Origin of the sequence: Streptomyces sp. MspMP-M5 (assembly GCF_000373585.1) — a bacterium.
In the GTDB taxonomy this organism is placed as follows: Bacteria; Actinomycetota; Actinomycetes; order Streptomycetales; family Streptomycetaceae; genus Streptomyces.
Map to the genome: position 1 here is coordinate 57,163 of NZ_KB891898.1, position 20,160 is coordinate 77,322.

17 protein-coding genes, 7 tRNA genes and 1 pseudogene are annotated in these 20,160 nt (G+C 74.7%); 14 read left to right on the forward strand and 11 right to left on the reverse strand.

The window, feature by feature from the left end:
* The first annotated feature begins 58 nt into the window (after positions 1 to 58).
* The 3 genes and pseudogenes from cobT to B073_RS0121845 all read left to right on the forward strand — a co-directional run.
* A complete protein-coding gene (gene cobT, locus B073_RS0121835) occupies positions 59 to 4,210 on the forward strand; it encodes a nicotinate-nucleotide--dimethylbenzimidazole phosphoribosyltransferase (RefSeq protein WP_018540214.1) in 4,152 nt (1,383 codons plus the stop codon).
* A 175-nt stretch (positions 4,211 to 4,385) separates the two neighbouring features.
* Positions 4,386 to 5,633 carry a uroporphyrinogen-III C-methyltransferase gene (cobA, locus tag B073_RS0121840; RefSeq protein WP_018540215.1) on the forward strand — a complete coding sequence of 416 codons (1,248 nt, stop codon included), beginning with the start codon at positions 4,386 to 4,388 and terminating at the stop codon, positions 5,631 to 5,633.
* 54 nt (positions 5,634 to 5,687) lie between these two features.
* A pseudogene (locus tag B073_RS0121845) lies at positions 5,688 to 6,497 on the forward strand (TrmH family RNA methyltransferase); the annotation flags it as partial.
* 304 nt (positions 6,498 to 6,801) lie between these two features.
* Here the strand turns inward: B073_RS0121845 and B073_RS0121850 are convergent.
* A complete protein-coding gene (locus tag B073_RS0121850; protein WP_158690175.1) occupies positions 6,802 to 7,167 on the reverse strand; it encodes a hypothetical protein in 366 nt (121 codons plus the stop codon).
* Between the two features lie 249 nt (positions 7,168 to 7,416).
* Positions 7,417 to 8,778 (reverse strand): serine/threonine protein kinase, encoded by a 1,362-nt coding sequence (locus tag B073_RS0121855; protein WP_018540218.1) that lies wholly within the window; start codon positions 8,776 to 8,778, stop codon positions 7,417 to 7,419.
* A gap of 610 nt (positions 8,779 to 9,388) precedes the next feature.
* Between B073_RS0121855 and B073_RS0121860 the strand changes: the two genes are divergently transcribed.
* Entirely contained in the window at positions 9,389 to 9,598 is a 210-nt protein-coding gene (locus B073_RS0121860; protein ID WP_018540219.1) for a hypothetical protein, read from the forward strand.
* A 223-nt stretch (positions 9,599 to 9,821) separates the two neighbouring features.
* On the opposite strand, the gene B073_RS0121865 is transcribed toward B073_RS0121860, so the two are convergent.
* The 5 genes from B073_RS0121865 to B073_RS0121885 form a co-directional block, all read right to left on the reverse strand.
* Positions 9,822 to 9,893, reverse strand: a tRNA-Val gene (locus B073_RS0121865).
* A gap of 40 nt (positions 9,894 to 9,933) precedes the next feature.
* A tRNA-Val gene (locus B073_RS0121870) sits at positions 9,934 to 10,005 on the reverse strand.
* A 24-nt stretch (positions 10,006 to 10,029) separates the two neighbouring features.
* A tRNA-Val gene (locus B073_RS0121875) sits at positions 10,030 to 10,101 on the reverse strand.
* Position 10,102: 1 nt separating this feature from the next.
* A tRNA-Cys gene (locus B073_RS0121880) sits at positions 10,103 to 10,176 on the reverse strand.
* Between the two features lie 38 nt (positions 10,177 to 10,214).
* Positions 10,215 to 10,287 (reverse strand) — tRNA-Gly (locus B073_RS0121885).
* Positions 10,288 to 10,464: 177 nt separating this feature from the next.
* Here B073_RS0121885 and B073_RS0121890 point away from each other — a divergent pair.
* From B073_RS0121890 to B073_RS0121900, 3 genes are read left to right on the forward strand one after another with little or no spacing between them, the layout of a single operon-like run.
* Positions 10,465 to 11,535, forward strand: coding sequence for a chorismate-binding protein (locus B073_RS0121890; protein WP_018540220.1), 1,071 nt, complete (start codon positions 10,465 to 10,467; stop codon positions 11,533 to 11,535).
* A complete protein-coding gene (locus B073_RS0121895) occupies positions 11,532 to 12,356 on the forward strand; it encodes an aminotransferase class IV (protein ID WP_018540221.1) in 825 nt (274 codons plus the stop codon). The genes B073_RS0121890 and B073_RS0121895 overlap by 4 nt, the downstream gene beginning before the upstream one ends.
* Before the next feature lie 37 nt (positions 12,357 to 12,393).
* On the forward strand, positions 12,394 to 13,224 hold the full coding sequence (locus B073_RS0121900) for a GNAT family N-acetyltransferase (RefSeq protein ID WP_018540222.1): 831 nt from the start codon (positions 12,394 to 12,396) through the stop codon (positions 13,222 to 13,224).
* A 63-nt stretch (positions 13,225 to 13,287) separates the two neighbouring features.
* On the opposite strand, the gene B073_RS0121905 is transcribed toward B073_RS0121900, so the two are convergent.
* Positions 13,288 to 13,839: a DsbA family protein gene (locus B073_RS0121905; RefSeq protein WP_018540223.1), complete on the reverse strand. Its 552-nt coding sequence runs from the start codon at positions 13,837 to 13,839 to the stop codon at positions 13,288 to 13,290.
* Positions 13,840 to 14,012: 173 nt separating this feature from the next.
* Between B073_RS0121905 and B073_RS0121910 the strand changes: the two genes are divergently transcribed.
* Together B073_RS0121910 and B073_RS47240 are read left to right on the forward strand one after the other, a co-directional pair.
* Positions 14,013 to 14,459, forward strand: coding sequence for a hypothetical protein (locus tag B073_RS0121910; RefSeq protein ID WP_018540224.1), 447 nt, complete (start codon positions 14,013 to 14,015; stop codon positions 14,457 to 14,459).
* Positions 14,460 to 14,527: 68 nt separating this feature from the next.
* Entirely contained in the window at positions 14,528 to 14,683 is a 156-nt protein-coding gene (locus B073_RS47240; RefSeq protein WP_018540225.1) for a hypothetical protein, read from the forward strand.
* 74 nt (positions 14,684 to 14,757) lie between these two features.
* Here the strand turns inward: B073_RS47240 and B073_RS0121920 are convergent, their stop codons facing one another.
* Together B073_RS0121920 and B073_RS0121925 are read right to left on the reverse strand one after the other, a co-directional pair.
* On the reverse strand, positions 14,758 to 15,324 hold the full coding sequence (locus B073_RS0121920; RefSeq protein ID WP_018540226.1) for a CGNR zinc finger domain-containing protein: 567 nt from the start codon (positions 15,322 to 15,324) through the stop codon (positions 14,758 to 14,760).
* A 225-nt stretch (positions 15,325 to 15,549) separates the two neighbouring features.
* Positions 15,550 to 15,963 carry an SsgA family sporulation/cell division regulator gene (locus B073_RS0121925; RefSeq protein WP_003959770.1) on the reverse strand — a complete coding sequence of 138 codons (414 nt, stop codon included), beginning with the start codon at positions 15,961 to 15,963 and terminating at the stop codon, positions 15,550 to 15,552.
* Positions 15,964 to 16,340: 377 nt separating this feature from the next.
* On the opposite strand from B073_RS0121925, the gene B073_RS0121930 reads away from it, so the two are divergent.
* The 3 genes from B073_RS0121930 to B073_RS0121940 all read left to right on the forward strand — a co-directional run bounded on the left by B073_RS0121930 (position 16,341) and on the right by B073_RS0121940 (position 17,123).
* Positions 16,341 to 16,412 (forward strand) — tRNA-Val (locus tag B073_RS0121930).
* An 86-nt stretch (positions 16,413 to 16,498) separates the two neighbouring features.
* Positions 16,499 to 16,969, forward strand: coding sequence for an SRPBCC family protein (locus B073_RS0121935; RefSeq protein WP_018540227.1), 471 nt, complete (start codon positions 16,499 to 16,501; stop codon positions 16,967 to 16,969).
* An 82-nt stretch (positions 16,970 to 17,051) separates the two neighbouring features.
* Positions 17,052 to 17,123 (forward strand) — tRNA-Val (locus B073_RS0121940).
* A gap of 142 nt (positions 17,124 to 17,265) precedes the next feature.
* Here B073_RS0121940 and B073_RS0121945 read toward each other — a convergent pair.
* Positions 17,266 to 17,991, reverse strand: a complete 726-nt coding sequence (locus B073_RS0121945; RefSeq protein ID WP_018540228.1) for an exonuclease domain-containing protein — start codon at positions 17,989 to 17,991, stop codon at positions 17,266 to 17,268.
* 223 nt (positions 17,992 to 18,214) lie between these two features.
* Between B073_RS0121945 and B073_RS0121950 the strand changes: the two genes are divergently transcribed.
* Both B073_RS0121950 and B073_RS0121955 read left to right on the forward strand, forming a co-directional pair.
* Positions 18,215 to 18,802, forward strand: coding sequence for a DUF4365 domain-containing protein (locus tag B073_RS0121950; protein ID WP_018540229.1), 588 nt, complete (start codon positions 18,215 to 18,217; stop codon positions 18,800 to 18,802).
* Entirely contained in the window at positions 18,802 to 20,070 is a 1,269-nt protein-coding gene (locus B073_RS0121955; protein WP_018540230.1) for a hypothetical protein, read from the forward strand. Before B073_RS0121950 ends, B073_RS0121955 begins: the two co-directional genes overlap by 1 nt.
* The last annotated feature ends 90 nt before the right edge of the window (positions 20,071 to 20,160 follow it).

Sequence of the window (20,160 nt, forward strand, 5' to 3'; positions counted from 1 at the left end):
CGGTCGGCGCGTCGCACGAGCGCGTGGAAGGAGCACTAGCAGTGGGCGAGGGGTACGCATGACCGACACCGGCCAGGTCCCGGGTCAGGGACAGCCGGAGAACGCAGGCGGACACCGCGGGCAGCCGCCGGCCGTTCCCACCCCTGCCGACGCCGGACCCACCCAGCACCCGGGCGACTATCCCTACCTCGGCCCGGCCGACGGCACCGTCGAGGACGACGACCTGCTGATGCCCGGTACCCAGGGCGCCTGGAGCGAACAGGGCGCCCAGCAACCGCCGCCCGCCCAGCCGCTGCCCCAGCCGCAGGCCGTACCGCCGCAGCAGACCGCGCCGTTCGACCCCGCCGCCGGCTACGCCCCGGCCGGCGACCACGAGACCGGCGGCCGGGACTCCGGTTCCGTCGACCTCGGCGCCGTCCGCGCCCCGCAGCCCACCGTCCCCCCGCAGGCCCGCGCCCACGCTGCGGCCGCACCCCGCCGCCCGCTCCACATGGGCCCGCCGGTCCCCGAGGCGACCGGCGGCGTGGTGCGTTCGCTGGCCGACCGCGGGCCCGCCGCGGCACCCCAGCAGGCCGCCCGGCAGCCCGCCCCGCCGGCCGGCGCCCCCGAATACCTCGACGTCCCGGCCGAGACCCCGCAGGCCGTCCCGCTCCCCGACGAGCAGCCCGACGCCGCGCAGGCCAACGTCGCACAGACCAACACCGCGCCGAGCAACGTCGCGCAGACCAACGCAGCGCAGCCGGTCGAGCCGCAGCCCACCGGTGTCCAGCCGGCCGACGACGGGGCGGCCGCCGCGCAGACCCAGGCCGCGCCCGCCCAGCCGCACCCGGAGGGCGTCCCCGCGGCGGCCGCGCAGCAGGAGCAGCAGCCCGCGGCGGTGCCGTACGGCCAGCGGCCCTACGAAGGCCAGACGTACGCCGAGCAGTCCTACGGGGCCGCCGGCCAGGGCCCGTTGCCGGGCCCGCAGCTGGGCGAGATCCCGTCCCACACACCGGCCCAGGCGCAGCCGTGGGGCGAGACGTCCACCCAGGGCGCAGCGACGCCCGTCGCGGAGCCGACGGCCGGGCCGGCCGCCCCCGTCGCCGGGACCGGCGGCGCGGAAACGGTCGCGCCCGAGGCCCAGCCGCCCGCCCAGGAGGGCGGACTGCCCGCCGAACAGCCGCCCGCCGCACTGTCCGCCGAGCAGGCACCGGCCGACCAGGCACCGGCCGGGCAGCAGCCGCAGCCCGTGGCGACGACCGCCGAAGGCGCGGCGCCCGCCGAGGACGGCACCGCCGCCCCCGTCGTCGCGCAGCCGGGCGAGAACGCCCAGGAGGCCGCGGCCCAGGCACCGGCCCAGCCCCAGAACCAGGCTCCGGCGCCGGAGAACGCGGCCGAGCAGCCGCAGGGCGCCACCGCGGCGGCCCCCGAGGCCACGACGGTCGCGACCGCGGCGGCCCCCGCTCCGGAGGCCGCTGCCCAGCAGACCGCGCCCGAACAGGCCGTCGCTCCGGACGCCGCGGCCCCGCAGCCGGCCGCCGACGCTCCCGCCGCGGCCCAGGCCGTCCCCGAGGCCGCGCCCCAGCAGCCCGAGGCGCCGGCACCGGAGGACGCTCCCGCGACCCCCGAGGCCGCCGCCCCGCAGCCGGAGCCGGCGGAGGCCCCCGTCGAAGCGGCCCAGGCCCCGCAGGACGCGGCCCAGCCCGCCGCCGCACAGCCCGCCGGGCAGCCGGCGCCCGACGCCCCGGCCCAGGCCCCGACGACGGACCAGCCGCGGGCCGAGGCCGCGGCCCCGCAGCCCGCCCCGGAGGCCCCCACGGAGCCCGCCCCTGCCGCCCCCGCGGCGCAGCCCGAGCAGCCCGCCGCCGAGGAGCAGGCCACGGAGCCGCAGCCCGTCGAAACCGCCGAGGTCGCCGCCCCGGCCGCCGAGGTCGTCCCGGCCGAGGGCGCCACCGCCCCCGAAGCCGAGCCGGCCGCCCAGGCCGCCGACGCCCCGCCGGCCCCCGAGGAGGCGCCCCAGCAGCCCGTCATAGAGGCGGAGACGCAGCCGCAGGACACCGGAGCCCCGCAGCAGGCCGCCGCCCCCGAGGACGCCGCGGCCCCGCAGCCCGCCCCGGAGGCGGAGGCCCCGCAGCCCGCCCCCGAGGACGAACAGCCCGCGCCTGCCGCCGAGTCGGCCGAGGACCCCGCCCCGCAGGCCGCCGACGCGCCCGCCGGGCAGGAGCCCGGGCCCGCCGAGGAGGCTCCCGTCCAGCCCGAGGCGGCGGCCCCGCAGATCCCCGCCCAGGAGACCGCCGAGCCGGTGCCCGCCCCGCAGGAGCCCGCCGCCGACCAGGCACCGCAGGCCCCCGCGGCCGCCACCGACGCCGTTCCGGCCGGGCCCGCCCCGGCCGAGGCCGACGCCCTCCCGCACCAGCAGGACGACGCCCAGTTCGTCGAGCACGCCGAGGGCGACGAAGCGCACCCGGCCGAGGCCCCCGCCGCCGCGCCCGCGACGGCCCCCGCACCCGGCTACGACGACGACGAGCGCGCCGCCGTCCACCGCGTCATCCGCGAACGCCGCGACATCCGCAACGGCTTCCGCCCCGACCCGATCCCCAACGACGTCCTGCTGCGCGTCCTGGAGGCGGCCCACACCGCCCCCAGCGTCGGCCACTCCCAGCCCTGGGACTTCGTCGTCATCCGGTCGGACGACACCCGCGCCAAGATGCACGAACTGGCCATGCGGCAGCGCGACGCCTACGCCAAGTCGCTGCCCAAGGCCCGGGCCAAGCAGTTCCGCGAGCTGAAGATCGAGGCCATCCTCGAAACGCCGGTCAACATCGTCGTCACCGCCGACCCCACCCGCGGCGGCCGGCACACCCTCGGCCGGCACACCCAGCCGCAGATGGCCCCGTACTCCTCCGCGCTCGCCGTCGAGAACCTCTGGCTGGCCGCCCGCGCCGAGGGCCTGGGCGTCGGCTGGGTCAGCTTCTTCGACGAGCGCGAGATGGTCCGCGAACTGGGCCTGCCCGAACACCTCGAGATCGTCGCCTACCTCTGCGTCGGCTACGTCGACGAGTTTCCGGACGAGCCCGAGCTGCTCCAGGCCGGCTGGTCCAAGCGGCGCCCGCTCTCCTGGGTCGTCCACGAGGAGACCTACGGCCGCCGCGCCCTGCCCGGCGAAGACCCGCACGACCTCCTCCAGGAGACCCTCGCCGGCATCCGCCCGCTGGACGCCAAGGCGCTCGGCGAGGCGTGGGAGCGGCAGAAGCGGATGACGAAGCCGGCCGGCGCGCTGGGCATGCTGGAGATCATCTCCGCGCAGCTGTGCGGCCTGTCCCGGAAGTGCCCGCCGCCGATCCCGGAGCCGGCCGCGGTCGCGATCTTCGCCGGCGACCACGGCGTGCACGCCCAGGGCGTGACCCCCTGGCCCCAGGAGGTGACCGGCCAGATGGTCGCCAACTTCCTGGGCGGGGGAGCGGTCTGCAACGCCTTCGCCAACCAGGTCGGCGCCGAGGTCTGCGTGGTCGACGTCGGTGTGGCCGGCGACCTCCCCTCCACCCCCGGCCTGCTGCCCCGCAAGGTCCGCCCCGGCACCGCCGACTTCACCCAGGGCCCGGCGATGACCCAGGACGAGGCCCTCAAGGCCATCGAGGTCGGCATCGAGACCGCCCGGGACCTCGTCGCGGCCGGCAACAAGGCGCTGCTGACCGGCGAGATGGGCATCGCCAACACCACCTCCTCGGCCGCCCTGATCGCCGTCTACACCGGCGTCGACCCGGCCGAGGTCACCGGCCGCGGCACCGGCATCAACGACGAGACGCACGCCCGCAAGGTCGAGGTCGTCCGCCGCGCCCTGGAGTTCCACCAGCCCGACCCGGCCGACCCGATCACCGTCCTCGCCGCCCTCGGCGGCCTGGAGCACGCGGCCATGATCGGTCTGATCCTCGGCGGCGCCTCGCTGCGCACACCGGTGATCCTGGACGGCGTCAGCGCCGGAGCCGCCGCCCTGGTGGCCCGGGCCATCGCCCCCGAGGCGCTGGCCGCCTGCATCGCCGGCCACCGCAGCGCCGAACCCGGCCATGTCGCGGCCCTCAACAAACTCGGCCTGCGCCCGCTGGTCGACCTCGACCTGCGGCTGGGCGAGGGCACCGGCGCACTGCTCGCGCTGCCCGTCGTGCAGAGCGCCGCCCGCGCCATGCACGAGGTCGCCACCTTCGACTCCGCCGGAGTCACCGAGAAGAGCTGACACCGGGCCCGGCCCGAAGACCGGGCCGCCCCCGCATGACCCCCGGCCCGCAGCCTCATAGGCTGTGGGCCGGGGTGTACGTCCCGGTAGGGCCGTACCACCCCTCAGCCGCTCCGGCGTCGCAGCGACTGAACGGTCGTCGAACTCGCATCACCGCACAAGGAGCCACCCCGCCATGGCCGAGCCCGTCGCCGAACCCGCTGCCTACCCCGTCGGACTGCGGCTGTCCGGCCGCCGTGTGGTCGTTCTCGGCGCCGGCCAGGTCGCCCAGCGCCGCCTCCCCGCACTCCTCGCCGCAGGCGCCGACGTCCTGCTGGTCTCCCCGTCGGCCACCGCCTCCGTCGAGGCGATGGCCGACGCCGGCGAACTCCGCTGGGAGCGTCGCCGCTACCGCCCCGGCGACCTCGACGGCGCCTGGTACGCGCTGATCTCCACCGACGACCCCGAGGCCAACGCCGCCGCCTCCCAGGAGGCCGAGGAGCGCCGCATCTGGGCCGTCCGCTCCGACGACGCCGAGGCCGCCACCGCCTGGACCCCGGCCACCGGCCGCAGCGAGGGCGTCACCGTGGCCGTCCTCACCGGCCGCGACCCGCGCCGCTCCGCCGCCGTCCGCGACGCCATCGTCGAGGGCCTGCGCGACGGCAGCATCGCCGCCCCGCACCACCGCCGCCCGCACACCCCCGGCGTGGCGCTGGTCGGCGGCGGCCCCGGCGACCCCGACCTGATCACCGTCCGCGGCCGGCGCCTGCTCGCCGAGGCCGACGTCGTCATCGCCGACCGGCTCGGCCCGCGCGATCTGCTCGCCGAACTCCCGCCGCACGTCGAGGTCATCGACGCCGCCAAGATCCCCTACGGGCGGTTCATGGCCCAGGAGGCGATCAACAACGCCCTGATCGAGCACGCCAAGGCCGGCAAGGCCGTGGTCCGCCTCAAGGGCGGCGACCCGTTCGTCTTCGGCCGCGGCATGGAGGAGGCCCAGGCACTCGCCGACGCCGGCATCCCCTGCACCGTCGTCCCCGGCATCTCCAGCACCATCTCGGTCCCCGGTGCCGCCGGCATCCCCGTCACCCACCGCGGCGTCGCCCACGAGTTCACCGTCGTCAGCGGCCATGTCGCCCCCGACGACGAGCGCTCCCTGGTCGACTGGCCCGCACTGGCCGCGCTCCGCGGCACCCTCGTCGTCCTGATGGGAGTGGAGAACAGCGGCGCCATCGCCGCCAAGCTCATAGAGTGCGGCCGACCCGCCGACACCCCGGCCGCCGTCGTCCAGGAGGGCACCACCGCCGCCCAGCGCCGCGTGGACGCCACCCTCGCCACCCTCGGCGAGACCGTCCGCGCCGAGGGCGTCCGCCCGCCGGCCGTCATCGTCATCGGCGACGTCGTCGGCCTCACCCCCGCCGCCCCCGCCACCCCGGCCCACTGACCGGAACCGCTCCCCGGCCCAGTCTCCTCGACTCCGACAAGGCACTATCTCCCCGTGGCAGAAATCATCACCGTCGATGACCCGGACGACCCGCGGCTGGGCGACTACACCGGCCTCACCGACGTCGAGCTGCGGCGCCGCCGCGAACCGGCCGAAGGGCTCTTCATCGCCGAGGGCGAGAAGGTCATCCGCCGCGCCCGGCACGCCGGCTACGAGATGCGCTCCATGCTGCTCTCGGCCAAGTGGGTCGATGCGATGCGCGATGTCATCGACGAGGTCCCGGCCCCGGTCTACGCCGTCAGCCCGGACCTCGCCGAGCGGGTGACGGGCTATCACGTGCACCGCGGCGCCCTCGCCTCCATGCAGCGCAAGCCGCTGCCCGCGGTCGCCGAACTCCTCGCCGGCGCCCGCCGGATCGCGGTCATGGAAGCGGTCAACGACCACACCAACATCGGGGCCATCTTCCGCAGCGCCGCGGCCCTCGGCATGGACGCGGTGCTGCTCTCCCCGGACTGCGCCGACCCGCTCTACCGCCGCTCGGTGAAGGTCTCCATGGGCGCGGTCTTCTCGGTCCCGTACGCCCGCCTGGAGAGCTGGCCGCGTGACCTGGCCGTCGTCCGGGAGGCGGGTTTCAGCCTGCTCGCGCTGACCCCGGCGGACGGCGCCCGAGCCCTCGACGAGGTCGCCCCGCACGCCCTCGAACGGGTCGCCCTGATGCTCGGCGCGGAGGGCGGCGGCCTGACCACGGGTGCCCTGCGCGCCGCCGACGAATGGGTCCGCATCCCCATGGCCCACGGCGTCGACTCCCTCAACGTCGGCGCCGCCGCCGCAGTAGCCTTCTACGCGGTCACCGCCACCCCACCCCGCCCAGCGCCCACCACCCCTCTTCGCCCGGCGCCCACCGCCACCCCTCCCCGCCCGGCGCCCACCACCCCTCCCCGCACAGGGGCCGCCACCCCTCCCCAGACACCGGCCACGGCCCCTCCCCAGACACCGGAATAAGCCCCCTGCCCCTCCACGTTGTGGCCCCGCAGGGGGCCCACCCGCCCCCTAGGGAATCCGTTCCCCCACCCCCTAAGGCCCGCGCCCCCGGACGAGCCTGCATCCCGTCTGCACCCCGACAGGGATGCCGACCCCACGGGCCCTGGCCAACCCCCGCCCCGACGGGTCAGTCCATGTGGAAGCCGGTGATGCGGCAGTCGTTGCAGAAGAAGTGCTGATTGGCGCCGAACGGAGTGGACTTACCGGTTTCGGTGCCCTCGTTGAAGTAGAGAACCCCGCTGTTGTGCCCCGACCAGATCTGCCCCACGTGCCAGATGTCGCCTCTCCAGTCTCCAGGGTTCCCGTCGGTGGCGTAGCAGATCCGGTCGACGCCGTTGACTCCCGTGAAGGTCAGGAAGTCGTTGCGTTCCTGGCACGTTTGCTGATCGACCGGGAGGACGGCAGCTTGGGCCACCCCGCTCGTGGCGAGCGTGAGCCCGCCCGCTAACGCCAGCGCCGCAACCGTCGTCCTCACACCTCGGCGGATCTTCATGACATGCCTCGCCTTCGTCGAATGACCGGGTGTCCATGACACGAACGGAATCATTCACCGGCTTACGGGCAGGCGGCGAGGGCCTCGGGGCTACCGATTCAAGATTCCCGCAAGCGGACGGGCCGCCTCGTCATCAACCAACTCTCCGTCCCGTTGCCGTCCTCACGACCCGCCCCTGGATCCCGCTGCACGGGACACACGCACGGGACGCATGAACGGTGCCGCTCGCACGCCCCAGCCCCGGTGCCCTCAGTGCTGCCGGGCACCGCCACCGGTCGCCGCACCGGCAGCCGCGCCCCCGGCCCCCTGCGACGCCACACTCACCGGTCGCTCGCCGCCGAGCCCGCGGGTCGGCCCCTGGCATCCCTGGGCCGCCGCGATCCCCAGCGCCACCAGCAGTGTCACCACCACGAACACCACCACGCGCTGCCGCAGCAGCCGCCGGTCCGGGCCCGGCCGACGGCCGCCGGCGCCGGTCCGCGCCGGCGTACGCGAACCGTTTCGTCCCGTGGGCCGCGCAGCCGGCCGCCGCCCCGTGGCCCGTCCACCGGTCCGCGCGGCGGCACCCGACGACGCCGGACCCTGAGCCCGCGCCGCCGAGTCCCGCGACCCCGCCGGCCGGGCCGGCCGGGGCCGCGGCGCGGACGCGCCCCCCGTACCCCGCTCGGTCCGCTGCCGCGCGTACTCCTCGGCGCGCCGCCCGGTCGGACGCTCCGTCGGCCGCCGCTCCGCGCGGCTCCAGCCGTCCTCGCCCCCCGGCGCGTTCTCCCACGCCCCGCCCGAGTGCCCGTGCGCCTCACGGGCCGCGATCTCCTTCAGCCGCAGCGACAGCGACAGCGTGCTGGGCCGGTCCGCCGGGTCCTTGGCCAGGCACGCCGCGAGCAGCGGCGCCAGCGCGTCCGGCACCCCGGCCAGCTGCGCCTCCTCGTGGACCACGCGGTAGAGCATGACCTCCGAACTGCCCTGCCCGAACGGCGAGTCCGCGGTGCAGGCGTACGCGAGGGTGGCGCCCAGCGAGAAGATGTCGGTGGCCGGCGTCACCGCCGCGCCGCGCACCTGCTCCGGCGCCAGGAAGCCGGGCGACCCGACGGCCGTGCCGACGTGCGTCAGCGTGCTGGCCCCGGTCGCCCAGGCGATCCCGAAGTCGATGATCCGCGGGCCCTTGGGCGACAGCAGGATGTTGGACGGCTTCAGGTCCCGGTGCACCACACCCGCGTCATGGACGGCCAGCAGCCCCTCGGACAGCGCCGCCCCGATGGCGGCGACCTGCGCGGGGGAGAGCGGCCCCTCCTCGTTCACCTTGTCGTGCAGCGAGGGCCCGGGGACGTACTGGGTCGCGAACCACGGACGGTCGGCGTCCAGGTCCGCCGCCACCAGCCGCGCCGTGCAGCCGCCGCGGATCCGCCGGGCGGCCGAGACCTCGCGGGCGAACCGCGACCGGAACTCCTGATCCTCCGCCAGATCCGGCCGGATCACCTTCAACGCGACCCGCTGCCCGCGCTTGTCCGAGCCGAGGTAGACCACGCCCATCCCGCCCGCGCCGAGCCGGCGGTGCAGTCGGAACGATCCGACGACACGCGGGTCCTCGCGCCGGAGCCGCATCATCGCCATGTCCGTCCCCTGCCTGCGGTGGGGAGGCCCCACTCCGCTCAACCGTCTGACGTGGCACAGCTTACGGATTGACGGCTCGCTGTGCTGAGAGGCCGCGCATGCGTCGGCAACCGGATTACCGGCGGCCGCCCCGATCCCCGTCGCACGGAGGGAATTCGGCCCGCCCCCCGGCCTCGCTACCCGCACCGGCCTCCAATGATCCCTTTCCCAACGGACTTTGACGGAGCGAAAGGTGCGGAAATCGGCGCGGACCCCGCCTCCCGTGAGCCCCGCACCGTGGTCCCGGGGGCCGTTGCGCACCGCAGATCCCCTAGTGATCGAAGTCACCGTTTCGGCATTCCCGCCCGCGGCAAGCCTGCGCACCTCCCGCGCGCCACATCCCCGCGCCCGCGCCCCTCACAGGGATCTCTCCGGGCACCGCCCCGCCTCTCTCCACCCAGGGGAGTACGCCGGGCCCCTGCCCGTCATCCTCCTGGAGGCCCGGCAAGCGGTACGACGGCATGACGCCCGGGCACCGCCGCGCGCCTAGGCTTGAGGTCAAGCGGCGGGCGCAGCACTCGTCCCCCGAGGTCAGACGCCCGCCGCCCTGGATCACGACAGGAGCGGGGCGATGGCGGACAGCACGGGGCGGACGGCCCTCCGGACGCGGGGCCGCAGGGCCACCACCGCGTTCGGCGGAAGCCGGCCCGCCGGCACGCGCCATCCCCTCATAGCGGTCGCCATGGTGCTGCCGCTGGCGTTCCTCCTGGCCGTGGTATTCGGCGGCTGGGAGGCCGTCGTCACACAGGCGTCGTCCGTGGCCGGCATGCTGGGGCGCTGAGCGGGTGCCCCGGTCCCGGAAGAGCGGTCCGGGACGGCTACCGGCCGAAACCCCGTGGGGACGGGGGTGCGGCGGACGGCACGATTGGCCGGGCATCTGGGGAGATGCCCGGCCATCTGGCTTTTCGGGAACTTCCCGCCCGCACGGCGGAGTTGGCCATCGCAACGCACACGCACAACGACAGAGGGCCGAAGCTGCTGCTCCGGCCCTCTGTCGTTCGGTGTGGACGATACTGGGATTGAACCAGTGACCTCTTCCGTGTCAGGGAAGCGCTCTCCCGCTGAGCTAATCGTCCTCGGGACCGCGGCTCTCGCAAGAGCACCGCGGGTACTGCGTGCGCGATACTGGGATTGAACCAGTGACCTCTTCCGTGTCAGGGAAGCGCTCTCCCGCTGAGCTAATCGCGCGGGGACCTGGTGAGACCAGGCCAGTGGACGATACTGGGATTGAACCAGTGACCTCTTCCGTGTCAGGGAAGCGCTCTCCCGCTGAGCTAATCGTCCTTGGAGGTGGAGACGGGATTTGAACCCGTGTAGACGGCTTTGCAGGCCGTTGCCTCGCCTCTCGGCCACTCCACCAGGAGTGTGCGGGGGGCTCGGGATGATCCCCCACATCGAGCGGACGACGAGACTCGAACTCGCGACATCCACCTTGGCAAGGTGGTGCTCTACCAACTGAGCTACGTCCGCGGGTGGCTCTCCCAGACTACGTCGGGAAGCTCCCTGGCCTCCGGGGCGCTTCCGCGTCCCGGCGACGTGTTGAACTTTAGCGGATTCCTGGGCCAGTACAAAAACGCGTTTGTGCAGCGTGCTGCGCTGCTCCTTCGGCCCGAGCGATCGAGGGGGCCCGGCCATAGACTCACTGACGTGCACGACTTCGCTCCGATGGCCCGCTTCGGCGGGTTGATAGCCACCGACCTGCGCGATGTGACCAGCGATCCCGCGGCACTGGATTCCGCCGGCTGGTGGGCGGTGACCGCCGACTTCGAGGGGGGAGTGGTCTGCGCCCGCTTCGCGGACGTCCGCCCCGCCACGGCCGCGGACGCCCCGGCGCCCGGCGCCTGGCGCGGCCCCGCCCCGGCCGACTGGCGCAGCTCCCTGGACCGCGCCGCCTATACGGACGGCGTCCGGCGCATCCGGACCCACATCGCGGCGGGCACGGTCTACCAGGTCAACCTCTGCCGGGTATTGACCGCACCGCTGCCCGACCCGCAGCGCGCCGACGTGGACGCGCTCTCCGCCGTCCTGGCCCGCGGCAACCCCGCGCCCTACGCCGGAACGATGCGCCTGCCCGCTCACGGCGTCGAGATCGCCACCGCCTCCCCGGAGCTCTTCCTGCGCCGGGACGGCCGCACCGTGGAGTCCGGCCCCATCAAGGGCACCGGCCGCACCCCCGCGGACCTCTCGCAGAAGGACCGGGCGGAGAACGTGATGATCGTCGACCTGGTCCGCAACGACCTGGGGCGGGTCTGCGCCACCGGCTCGGTCACCGTCCCCGCCCTGTGCGCCGTGGAGGAACACCCCGGCCTCGTCCACCTCGTCTCCACCGTGCGCGGTGAACTGGCCGAGGCGCACGAGAAGACGGCGTGGGCCGACCTGCTCGCGGCCACCTTCCCGCCGGGGTCGGTCACCGGCGCCCCCAAGTCCAGCGCCCTGCGGATCATCGAGGAACTGGAGACCGCCCCGCGCGGTCCCTACTGCGGCGGCATCGGGTGGGTGGACGCCGACCGTCGCACCGGCTGGCTCAACGTCGGCATCCGCACGTTCTGGATCGACCGCGCCGGCCCCGGGGAACCGGTGCTCCGCTTCGGCGCGGGCGCCGGGATCATCTGGGACTCGGATCCGGAGCGGGAGTGGGCCGAGACCGAGTTGAAGGCCCGCCGACTGCTCGCGGTAGCGTCCGGTGAGCATGAAGTGAGCGGAGGACCCAAGCGATGAAGATCTGGCTCGACGGGGAACTACGGGACGCCGACGGCGCCCGGGTCTCGGTCTTCGACCACGGCCTGACGGTCGGCGACGGGGTCTTCGAGACGCTCAAGGCCGAGCGGGGGCGCGCCTTCGCCCTCACCCGCCACCTGGAGCGCCTGGCCCACTCCGCCCGCGGGCTCGGACTGCCCGCCCCCGACCTCGACGAGGTGCGGCGCGGCTGCACGGCCGTCCTGGAAGCCAACCCGATGGCGCTGGGCCGGCTGCGGATCACTTACACCGGCGGCGTCTCCCCGCTCGGCTCGGACCGCGGCGAGGCCGGCCCGACCCTGGTCATCGCGGTCTCCGAGGCCGGCCGCCGCCCGGACACCACCGCCGCCGTCACCGTCCCCTGGACCCGCAACGAACGCGGCGCCCTGGCGGGCCTGAAGACCACCTCGTACGGCGAGAACGTCGTGGCCCTGGCCCGCGCTCGTGAACGGGGCGCCTCCGAGGCGCTGTTCGCCAACACCGTCGGCGCGCTCTGCGAGGGCACCGGCTCCAATGTCTTCGTCGTCCTCGACGGCGAACTGCACACCCCGCCGCTGGCCTCCGGCTGTCTGGCCGGCATCACCCGCGCCCTGACCGTCGCCTGGGCGGGCGCCAAGGAGACCGACCTGCCGCTGGACGCCCTGGAGAGCGCCGAGGAGATCTTCCTGACCTCCACCCTGCGCGACGTCCAGGCCGTGACCCGGATCGACGGCCGCCAACTCGCCGACGAACCGGGCCCGGTGACCGCCGAGGCGATGCGGATCTTCGACCGGGAGTCGGCCGCGGACTTCGATCCGCGCTGAGGGTGACGGGCCCGCGGCGGGCGAGTAGAAAGTCCTCGTGACCACTACGCTGCGCCCCGCGGGCCCCGAAGTACGACACGACGACGGCCGCCGGTCCCGCCCCTACGACATCTGCGTCAACAGCCGCCGGGTCGGCGGGATCCAGCTGGCCACCGACGCCCGGTTCGGGCCCACCGCCGGCCGGATCGAGGCGCTGAGCGTGGCGGCTCCGGACCGGCACCGCGGCCGCGCCACGGTCGCCGCGCTGGCCGCCGAGGAGGTGCTGCGCGGCTGGGGCTGCCGGCAGATCGAACTGACCGTGCCCGTCGAGGCCGAGGCCGCGGTACGGCTCTCGGCGGCCCTGGGCTACACCGAACGCGGCCGCATCCTGGCCCGGGTCCTGACCCGCCCGGGCGGGCTCCCCGACGGCAGCGCCGACCGGCCGTTGGACGAGGCCGGGTACCCGGCCTGGCGGGCGGCCGCGATCGCCGAGCGGGTCCGGCAGCAGACCGCCCAGGGGATGTCCCAAGAACGCGCCGAGGAGACCGTGCCCGCCGAGCACGACGCGCTGCTCCCCGAGGGCGCGGCCACCCCCGGCCACGTACTGCGGATCCTCGCCCACGAGGGCACCGACGTCGGCACGCTGTGGCTGGCCCTGCGGCTCCCCGGGCAGGCCGGCGGCTACGTCATGGACGTGCGGGTGGCGCCCGGGCACCGCGGTGAGGGGCACGGCCGCAGCCTGATGCTCGTCGCCGAGCGCGAGACCCTGGCCGCGGGCCGCTCCTCCCTGGCGCTCAACGTCCAGGCCGGCAACGCCCCGGCGCTGGGCCTGTACCGCTCGCTGGGCTACCGGCCCACGGCGTACCGGCTGTGGAAGCCGATCCTCTGACGCGTCCGCCGACCGGCCCGCCGTCTCGTACGGGCCCGGCCGGAGCCGCCGGGCCGACAGGGCTCAGCCCGCCGTGGCGTCCTGGTCGGCCAGCAGCCGCTCGGCGATCTCCTCGATCCGGGCCCGCAGGCCCTCCTGGCTCTGGCCGCCGTCCAGCCGCTCGCCGCCGATCTCGTACGTCGGGGTGCCGGTGACCCCGATCGCCTTGGCCTCGGCCCCGTCCGCGTCCACGGTCAGCAGGTGCCGGCCGTCGACGAGGGCGGTGTCGATCTCCTCGGCGTCCAGCCCGAGCTCCGCGGCGACGTCCAGCAGCACCTTCTCGCCGCGCCTGCCGAGCTCCTCGGTGCGGGCCAGCACCGCCTCGACGTACGGCCAGCCCTGGCCCTGTTCCACCGCTTCCTCGGCCGCCTGGGCCGCCGCGTAGGCGTGCTTGTGCTTGGCCAGCGGGAAGTGCCGCAGCCGGATCTCCAGCCGGTCGCCGAAGCGCTCGCGCAGCGCCCGGACGTCGCCCAGGGCGGTGGCGCAGTCGGGGCACTGGAGGTCGCACCACACGTCGAGGACGGGACGGGCGGGGCGGACGGGACGGGTGGGGCCGGAGGCGGCGGCGTCGTTCATACGGCCAGTCTTCCAGCCCGCCGGCCTGGGGAGGAACCCGGACCTGAGGAGGAGGGTGACCCGGAGATCTCCCTGAGGTCCTGGCCGGGACATGGCCTGTGCGGGGCCGGAGGGGGCAGGATGGAGGGGAGCGCGGAACGCCCGCTCGCCCCTTCGACCGGCAGGAGGACCGGATGCTGACCTCGACGATCTGTGCCGCGGTCTCGGCAGCGGGCCTGGGCATCGCCGCGCTGACCGCCTATCGCAAGCGCTTCCTGGCCGCGACCCGGATCGCCGCCTTCTCCCTGATCCCGGTCGGCCTGGTCATGACGGGCGTCGTCGACTGGGTCACCAGCATCGTCTTCAAGCCCACGGTCTGGGCGGGATTCGGGGTGCTGGCGCTCTCCGTGGTGCTGTTCATGATCAGCCGGCTGGCGGAGCGGCGCCGCGGCATATCCGGCCGCAAGGAGCGCCGGGCCGCGGCGGCCTCCGAGGCCCCGGCGGTGGCGCCGGCCGCCTCGGTGCCCTCCCTCGGTTCCGGCCGCAAGGCCCCCGGGAGCACGGCGGCCCCGGCCTCGGGCAGCGCTCCCAAGGATGACTTCTCGGACATCGAAGCGATCCTGAAAAAGCACGGGATCTGATGAACTCCCGCTGCTGAGCGGCCCATTGCGGGTTCCGGGCCGATCATCTGCGCGATGATGCGCGCGAGATGAACGATGAGTGCGCCCTCGCCCAAGACGACGCCACGTCCCCCGAGCCCCGCGGTTGCCTGTTCGCGCTGTCCCAGCCGCCGCTGATGCTCTTCCTGGCCGTGATCGGCCTGCTGCTCCTCCTAGGCGCGGTACACGACCTCTACATCCTCTGACGCCCCGCACAGGGCGGTCCGACAGCGGCGTAGGGGCAACCGGCACCCGCCGGGTGCCCGGCGCCGGCCGTCGTTCAGCCCGCCGCTTCCCGCCGCCGTGCGCGGTACGCCGCGACATGCAGCCGGTTCCCGCAGGTCCGGCTGTCGCAGTAGCGCCGCGAGCGGTTGCGGGAGAGGTCGACGAAGGCGTGCCGGCAGTCCGGTGCCTCGCAGCGCCGCAGCCGCTCGCGTTCCCCGGCGACGAGGATGAAGGCCAGCGCCATCCCGCCGTCCGCGGCGAGGTGGTCGGCGACCGAGGCGCCCGGAGCGAAGTAGTGGACGTGCCAGTCGTAGCCGTCGTGGTCGGTCAGCTGCGGGGTGGTGCCCGCCGAGGCCACCAGCGTGTTCAGCCGGGCGGCCGCGGTGCGGTCGTCGCCGGCCGCGAAGACCTCCGCGAAGTGCGCCCGGACGGCTCGCACGGCCGCCAGGTCGTCCGGCCCGAGGGAGCCCACGTCGCTGACCTTGTTGCGCCGGACGAACTCCGCGAGCGTCGCGAGGTCGGTCAGGCTGTCCGGGGCGCCGGGGGAGTCCCCCTCGGGCGCGGTGTTCAGCAGGTCGACGACGGCGTCCAGCGCGCACCGGGTGTCATGGGTGATCAGCACGGTTCCGCTCCCTGGCCGGGTGGGGTCGGCCGGCGCCGCCCCGGTGTCGTTGGCGAATGGTCGCCGACTCTAGCGCCTGGGACAAGCCTCGGCGCCGTCCCCGCGGTGGGTCCGCGGCGACGGCGCCGAAGTGTGCCGTGTGAACTTGTCGGTCCTGCGCCGTCTCCCCGAGTCGGACGGTCGCAAGTGTGAGCGGGTGGATGCGGAAAGTGTGCGTCCTGCGTCTCAGCTCTCCGCCAGGATGTGGGAGAGCTCGGTGTCGAGATCGAAGTGTCGGTGCTCCGTACCGGGCGGTACGGCGGCATCCGTGCGCTTCAGGAAGGATTCCAGCGCCCGCGCCGGGGCCTCCAGAAGGGCTTCCCCCTCCGGGGAACTCAGGGCGATGCAGACTACGCCCTGCCCGTGACTCCGGGACGGCCAGACGCGGACGTCTCCGGTGCCCGTGGGCCGGTGCAGGCCCTCCGCGAGGAGGTCGCGGGCGAAGACCCACTCGACCGTCTCCTCGGCTCCGGTGTGGAAGGTGGCGTGCACGGCATACGGATCGGCCGTGTCATACCGCAGGCCCGCGGGTACAGGCAGTGAGGACTCGCTCGACACAACGAGGCGCAGGTGCAGCTCGCAGCTGACCGTGGTGTTCATAAGCGCCAGGGCCTTTCGCTCAGTGTGCGCTCGGGGATTCGCACGTCGGCGAAATCGACATGCCACCTACGGTGCCGTTGTAAACCCCTCTGCCGGTTTTGGGTGGCTTCAGATACCTCTTACGGCGGATTGCGTGATCGTCCCCGGCGGTATTTCGGACAGCGGATCATGTCCGTTGTGTAGACAGCACGAATACGCAGAGTAATGGAGCGGGGAGCGCTTCGCGGTGATCTCCGTCGGCTCGGCGTGCCGGGCTCCGGGCCTCGGTGTGCGGACGAGGGTGCGAGGCCGGCCGGACCGTGCCCGCCGAAGATCGGCCGGGCCTGCCGCCGTGGTCGGAAGCGCCTCCGACGTGCGGTAATGTTGGCGGTGCGCCCGGGCGATTAGCTCAGTGGGAGAGCGCTTCGTTCACACCGAAGAGGTCACTGGTTCGAACCCAGTATCGCCCACCCCGGACGACGGCCCGGAGACTCAAGTCTCCGGGCTTTCGCGGTTGTTGGGCCGTTCCCGGCGCGGTGGGGCGCACACTGGGATCATGCCCGACACGTCACGCCGGCCGTGCCGTCTGCACCGCTACCACTTCCGCAGCGTCTGGCTGCTGAACGCCCCGCCCACCGTCGTCTATGCGGTGCTGGAGCGGGCCGAGGCGTACCCCCGCTGGTGGCCGCAGGTGCGCGAGGTCGCCCCGCTCGACGACCGCAGCGGCCTCGCGCGCTTCCGGTCCTTCCTGCCGTACGACCTGGTCGTGGTGGTGACCGAGACCCGGCGGGACCCGGGAGCCGGGGTGCTGGAGATCGCGATGCGCGGGGACCTGGCCGGCTGGGCGCGGTGGACGATCGTGCCCGGCGAGGGCGGCACCCGGGCCGTGTACGAGCAGGACGTGGAGGTCCGCAAGCCGGGGCTGCGGCGCTGGGCGCTGTTCGGGCGGCCGCTGTTCCGGATCAACCACGCGCTGATGATGCGGGCCGGGCGGCGCGGGCTGACGGCCTGGCTGGCCCGCGGATGAGGAGGCCGGAACGGAATTTGATGGAAGGGCCTGGCGGCCTGTATTGTTCAGGTCGTTCGCGAGGGAAACCTCGCCGGAACCCGGGCGATTAGCTCAGTGGGAGAGCGCTTCGTTCACACCGAAGAGGTCACTGGTTCGAACCCAGTATCGCCCACCGGGATCAAGAACCGGACCGTCGGAAGGCGGTCCGGTTTCTTTTCGTTGGCGTGCAGGCGTGCGGCAGCGGCACTCGAAGGCCGGTCAATTCCCTTCGGCTGTACCGGCGTTGGGAATTCTGCCGGAATTCCGGGGTGGAATCAGGCCGCGGCGGGGAGTTCCGGCCGCAGTGGCCAGTGCGGGTCGACGGGCTCGGGGGTGCCGCTGCGGGCGAACCACGCCTGGAGGCCGCGGGCCTGGGCCGCGTGCCAGACCGCCTGCCGGGTGTGCAGCTCGGCGGGCTGAAGGCCCTCCAGTCGGTCGGCGAAGCGCCGGCCCAGCTCCCGGACCACCCGCAGCGCGGCCAGCGCGTCCGCCGCCGCCTCGTGGGCGTCGGTCAGCTCGATCTCGTAGTGCGCGCACAGGTCCGTGAGGGTGCGGCGGCCCTTGCGATAGCGGTCCAGGTGCTTGTCCAGGACGCGGGGGTCGAGGACGTGCAGCGGATGCGCGCCCAGATAGGCGTCCAGGGAGCTGGCGCGGTGGCGCTTCAACTCCCGCTCCAGCAGCGTCAGGTCGAACGGGGCGTTCATCACCACCAGCGGGCGGACGGCTACCGCCTGGGCGGCCAGCGCGCGGGCCACCTCCTCCAGCACCGGCGCCGGCCAGCGGCCGTGCCGCGCGAGGTGATCCGCCGTCAGGCCGTGCACCGCGGTCGCGGCCTCCGGTATCTCCACCCCGGGATTGATCAGCCAGCGGGTGACGCGCGGGGCGGCGCGCGGGGTCTCCTGGACCACCAGGGCGGCGGAGACGATGCGATCGCGCTCGACGTCGATGCCCGTCGTCTCGGTGTCGAAGGCGGCAAGTGGACCGTCATACCAGCGCGGCATCAGCCAACTCCTCGCGGTCGTACGGGGGATGACGGTGCACGTCACCCGAGCTGGTGATACCCGGGGCGAGGACGGCTCGAACCGCCCTTGTTTGCGGGCCGCTTGACGCGGAGACAACCACAGAGGACGGGCCGGCGCGTACCGCGGTCCGGCGGCTTCCCGCGCCGGGCTCCGCCCCGCCGCCCGGACGCATCGATTCGGCACGGCCCGGAAGGCATCCGCGATGACCCTCGCGCAGCCCGAACCGGGCGGGCTGTCCCCCGCAAGCGGGCGGTACCCCCGGCCCTCCCTCACCCCGCGGCGCGGTGGCCTGGCCACCACCGCCTGCATGGAAACCCTCCAGGTGGGCTACCTGCACGCGGTCGCCGCCGCCTCCGGGTGCTCACTGGCACAGCCCTTCCCGGACAACGGAATCGACTGGCACGTCAGCCATGCCGCGCCCAGCCACACCGTCGACGACGAGGTGACCATCAAGGTGCAGCTCAAGTGCACCTACCAGACCGCCCCGCGCCCGCCGGGGCCCACCTTCGCCTTCACGCTCGACAACGACCACCTGGTGAAGCTGGCCCGCACACCGGTGGCGGTGCACAAGATCCTCGTCGTGATGCTCGTCCCACGGGATCCGGACGACTGGCTGCGGGCCGGGCACGACCATCTCGAACTGCGGCACTGCTGCTACTGGATCAACCTCGCCGGCCATCCGGTGACCGGCCGGCGCAGGACCACTGTGCGGATCCCGACCACGCGGATCTTCGACGACCGTGCGCTGCGCGAGATCATGACGCGGGTCGGGGCGGGAGGGAGACCCTGATGGACCGGCTGACCGACGATCACGGCCCGACCGACGAATACGGCCCGACCGACGACTACGGCGCGCCGCCGCCGGACCCCGCACGGCTCGACCCGGCGGTGCTCGGCGCCCTGCTGGCCCGGCACGGCTGGCGGCGCCGGGGCGCGGCGACCGGCCGCTGCGCCCGCTGGACCCCACCGGACGGGTCGGCCGGCACCAGCCTTCTGGTGCCGGCCGACCGCCGGTTCCCCGACAGTGCCGAGCTGTTGGCCGAGGCGCTGGCGGCGCTGGAGCGGAGCGCCGCCCCCTCGGCCCGCGAGGTGCTGGTCGGGCTGGCGGTGCCCAGCGACGAGGTCCGCTGGGAGCGCGAGGTCCCCGACGGCGGCCCCGGGACCGCGCACTGGGTGGCGCAGGAGCAGCTGCGTGGCGCGGCCCGCGCCCTGCTGACGGCCGGCGCGCTGGGCAGCTACGCCCGCGCCGGCTACTACGGCGCCCGGTACCAGCGGCGGGCCGCCGGCTTCCTGGGTCAGGTGCTGGTCGGGCCGGCCCCGGCCGGCCGCCGGCTGGCCGCGTTCGTCCCCGTACGGGCCGGGCGCGGCGCGGTCGCCGGGCTCCAGCGGGCGCTGCACGCGGCCCGCGATGCCACCGACTACCAGCGGGCCACCGGCGGCATGGAGGCGTTCGACGCGGCGGTCGGGCTGGGCGTCTGCCACGAACTGGCGCAGGCGCTGATCGCGCTGGTGCGGGGCGCCGAGGGGGTGCGGATCGCGATCGCCTGGTCGCCGTCGGCCGGCACCCCGGCCGGGTTCGCGGCCCGCCCGGAACCCGTGGAGTTCTCGCCCGGCGACCTGCCCGCGCTCCAGCAGGCCGCCCAGCGCTACGTCCGCGCCGAGCCGTCGCTGCCGGTGCGGGTGACCGGCACCGTCGTACGGCTGCGCCGGGAGCGGCCGGACGGCCCGGGGTCGGTGCGGCTGCGGGTGATCACCGGGGCGGACGTGGGGCAGGTGCGGGTGGCGCTGGGAGAGGAGGACTACCGGATCGCCGGCCATGCGCATCTGGCCGGGCTGCCGATCCGGGTCAGCGGCCGGCTGGAGAGCCGGGGCGGCTTCCGGCGGATCACCGGCAGCCGGGACGTCATCCCCGTACAGGTCGATCCGGCCGACCGGGACCGGCTGCTGAAGGCGCTCTGGGCGGACCCCGCGGGGCCCGGGGACGGCGGGGGCGGCGGATTCGGCGAGGAGGACGGCGAGGACGGCGCGGTGTGCGGCGGGTCGCCGGCGGACGCCTGAGCGGCCGGGGCGAAGCCGTTTCGCGGTGCGGTCCCGCGGCTCGGTACGATTCGGAGGCGCAGCAAACGCTGACGCGAGTGAAGACATGAG